The sequence below is a fragment of the Bradyrhizobium sp. P5_C11_2 genome (assembly GCF_054049755.1).
The window spans coordinates 1-3,429 of sequence record NZ_JBFULT010000691.1 but is presented as its reverse complement, the minus strand read 5'-3'; the positions used below and the strand labels follow the sequence as shown (position 1 = coordinate 3,429).

Genomic DNA, 3,429 nt, shown 5'->3' with positions numbered 1-3,429 from the left:
GCGAACGATACCACTTCGTCGGCCGGCGCGGCGGCATTATCAACATCGGCGGGTTGAAGGTGCATCCTGAGGAGGTGGAGGCCGTGATCAACCGGCACGCCTCCGTCCAGATGTCGCGCGCGCGATCGCGCAGGAGCCCGATCACCGGCGCCATTGTGGTCGCCGACGTCATCCTCGCCGACGGCACCGATGGGGAGCGCCATGAGGCGATCCGCGCGGAGATTCTCAGCCAGTGCAAGGACTGCCTGGCAGTATGGAAGGTGCCCGCGGTGATCCGTTTCGTCGAGCGGCTCGACGTCACGGCAGCGGGGAAACTGGCGCGCACCGATGCATAACGTCCTCGTCACCGGCGGCAGCCGCGGTATCGGCCTTGCCATTGCGCGCAGGCTCGCCGCATCCGGCGACTACAATGTGATCGCGGTGGCGCGCCGTGAGAGCGGGGAACTTGCGGCTGCAGTCCGGCAAGCGCAGCGGCGCCTGCACTTCCGCGCCTGCGACCTTGCGGCGATCGATGCGATCCCGGCCTTCGCAAAATCGGTGCGCGACGAATTCGGCGCGATCTACGGCCTCATCAACAATGCCGGAATCGGCACCGATGGGCTGCTGGCCACCATGCACAATTCCGAAATCGAGGCCCTGATTCGCCTCAACGTCCTGTCGCCGATCATCCTGACCAAATACGTGGCGCGCCACATGATGGCCGACGGCGCGGGACGGATCGTCAACATTTCCTCCATCGTTGCCTCGACCGGCTACAGCGGCCTGTCCGTGTATGCCGCGTCCAAGGCCGCGGTTGCCGGCTTCACCCGTTCGCTGGCCCGAGAAGTCGGCAGGGTCGGCATCACCGTGAACGCGATCGCGCCTGGCTTCATCGATACGGAATTGACCGGGTCCCTGGACGACGAAGGCCGCCGGCGCATCGCTCGCCGCAGCGCATTGCGCCACCTGCCCGAAGCCGACGATGTCGCCTCCGTGGTCGAATATCTTCTCGGCGAAGGCGGCCGGAACATCAGCGGCACCGTGGTGACGGTCGACGCCGGCAACACCGCCTGACGGCTGGACGTGCTGATCGGCAGCCTGGCCTTGGGGCCGCGTCGATCTGGCGGCCCTCCTCGCGGGCCAGAACTGCTCGAATGCCGACGTCGCTTGACTGCAGGTCGCACAGTTCATTTCGGCGACGGCCCCTGCAGATGCCCAAGCATCGCGTTGCAGGCCTGCTCGGCCTCCGCGAAAGTTGCAAACGCCGAACCGCCGATCTTGATCGCGCCGTTACCCTGATAAAGCTGCCGCCACGACGCCACATAGCCGGCACGTCCATGAAAGCCGGCACCGGCAGGGCTCTCATACGTGATGACAAAGGAAAAGCCGTCGCCGGTCGCGCTCCAAATTTCCATGTCCTCGACGGCACGGTGAAACTGAAGGGACATCAGGATGCGCCCGCGTACTTGCTTTCAGCTCAACCACAGAGTTCCGGTCCTGCTGGCAGGCCGTCCGGAGAGAACGACCCTGACCACTGGGGGGGCAGGAAGGAAGGGCCAGGGCCGTCGCTCCGGATGTGCCAAGATCCAATCGGCACATCTCTGCGATCATGTCTGGAACCGTTCGTTATAGCCCGCGACTACGTTTTACCTGACAGCGGACAAACTGCGATCGACCCAGAGCCGCAGATGACGAATATAATACACTTCCCGCCCGATGCCTTGGCTGCGATTTTGGATCAGGCGCCAAGCCTGAGGGACTACCCCATTAAGCCTCCCGGACATCGACCTCGCCAAACAAGCGGCGCCTGAGATCAGTCTTCGGCTGCTAAAGTTGCTTGTTCCCGACCGATTGGTTGCGTTGCCGGGGGCGTCGCCATGACAGACGCACCGTCATCATCGTCCGCCAAGGAGATGGATGATGGGCCGGGTGGTCGCTATCGATCACGGCTTGGGACCGGCTTAGTGGCCGTCGATGTTACGGAAGGCCTGCCGCACGCGCGACTGAACCAGGGCCTCCCGGCAAGAAAGCCGGCGTCGGGCGGGCTCACGAGGATCTTTCCGGCCGGGTCGGCGCATCCAATAGAGGCCGCCTGCCCATTGCAGTGGGAGCATCGACCGGGAATGGTGGTGCGTGACGAGCCTCTCAGCGCTCCTCGCTTGTCGATCCCGGATGCGGCGCCTTCTCCCGGGGGACGGCCGCACGATCATGTTCCGCGATGGCGAGGGCCGCGAGCACCGTCCGATTGCTGATTTCAAGTTTTTGAAAGATGTTGTGAAGGTGCACCTTGATGGTGCCGTCGGCAATGTTCAGCCGCCGCCCGATTTCCTTGTTCGACAACCCCTCGGAGACCAGACGCATGATCTGGCGCTCGCGGTCCGTCAGCGTTGTCAGCACGCTCTCCGAATTCGCGCCCTGCTCCTGCGCCACGATCGACTCGGATGACGTCGTCGGCAGCAGGCTGTGGCCATTGGCGATGTGCCGCAAGGACTGCACCAGTGCTTCGGGCTCCGAGTCCTTCAGGACGATGCTACAGGTCCCGGGCGTCGCCGCGAGCACCAGTTCGCAATCTTCACTCGAGGCGAAAAAGACCAAATGTGTCGAACGATTTTCTGAATTGACGGTCGCAAGAATTTTCAGCGCGGCGAGCTCGGGCATCGCCGGATCGATAATCGCGATCTCGGGCGCAAAATTCCGGATCGCGTCGATGCAGCTTGCAGCATCGCTACAACATGCAACGACATTGAATTCGGCTACGGCACCGAGCACGTTGCTCAGCCCCTGCAAGACGACCGGATGCCGGTCTGCAATGACTACACTGGTACGTCGCATTGGGCGCTCCTCAGCGGGAGGTCCCCCAAAAAATATAAACTCCGTGAACCTGCTGCTATTTCACCCACTATAGATAGGATCATTCGAATTTTCTCCTAACACAAGCGATGTCGGTGTCGCAGCGCAATACTTAGGTTAATTTGGCGCGCTATTCTGCTCGCTTCCCGACTCTCACGCAGCAATTTGCGACCCGAATGCCCGTAAGAACCCGGTGATCAGACTGCGGCGCGCCGGCCTCTGTTGCGATCGAGACCGGCTAACGGCGCAATCCTTAACGGTGCACGGCCTTCGATATTTCCTCAACGTCCAATATACGCCTTGCCGTTAACTCGCTCGCGGACCGCGTTCGCTCAGACGTAGTATTTGTAAACAAAAACCCCTAAAGGTTTCTCAACTTTGAATGAACATCATCATCTAATTCACGCTGAGACTGCACCAGAAACGGTTTTTGCGAGCCGTACTTGCACGGATATGCACCTGCCCGGGTCTATAACGAACGATATATAGGGCGATCGGAAATTCGCATCTAACATTCGTAAAAGCTTCGACAATATGAAGCGATTGAAATCTGCCGACAACGTTCGGCAAAAGGCAAAGAGGGAGCAGCACCTTCGGAGT

4 protein-coding genes are annotated in these 3,429 nt (G+C 61.0%); 2 read left to right on the top strand and 2 right to left on the bottom strand.

The genetic code is table 11. The features are described from left to right. On the top strand, positions 1 to 335 hold a 335-nt coding region (locus ACXJL8_RS37000), incomplete at its 5' end, for an AMP-binding enzyme (protein WP_456686614.1). Further along, complete coding sequence (locus ACXJL8_RS36995) at positions 328 to 1,053, top strand: SDR family NAD(P)-dependent oxidoreductase (protein WP_456623441.1); 726 nt, start codon at positions 328 to 330, stop codon at positions 1,051 to 1,053. The genes ACXJL8_RS37000 and ACXJL8_RS36995, both read left to right, overlap by 8 nt. A gap of 113 nt (positions 1,054 to 1,166) precedes the next feature. Here ACXJL8_RS36995 and ACXJL8_RS36990 read toward each other — a convergent pair whose 3' ends face one another. Together ACXJL8_RS36990 and ACXJL8_RS36985 are read right to left on the bottom strand one after the other, a co-directional pair. Continuing rightward, on the bottom strand, positions 1,167 to 1,427 hold the full coding sequence (locus ACXJL8_RS36990; RefSeq protein WP_456623440.1) for a hypothetical protein: 261 nt from the start codon (positions 1,425 to 1,427) through the stop codon (positions 1,167 to 1,169). Between the two features lie 697 nt (positions 1,428 to 2,124). After that, entirely contained in the window at positions 2,125 to 2,811 is a 687-nt protein-coding gene (locus tag ACXJL8_RS36985; protein WP_456686613.1) for a LuxR C-terminal-related transcriptional regulator, read from the bottom strand. Positions 2,812 to 3,429 lie beyond the last annotated feature (618 nt).

What these genes read in the sequence shown, in the direction of transcription:
- ACXJL8_RS36995 (WP_456623441.1), top strand. Translation starts at nt 328, where the DNA reads ATGCATAACGTCCTCGTCACCGGCGGCAGCCGCGGTATCGGCCTTGCC.
- ACXJL8_RS36990 (WP_456623440.1), bottom strand. Translation starts at nt 1,427, where the DNA reads ATGTCCCTTCAGTTTCACCGTGCCGTCGAGGACATGGAAATTTGGAGC.
- ACXJL8_RS36985 (WP_456686613.1), bottom strand. Translation starts at nt 2,811, where the DNA reads ATGCGACGTACCAGTGTAGTCATTGCAGACCGGCATCCGGTCGTCTTG.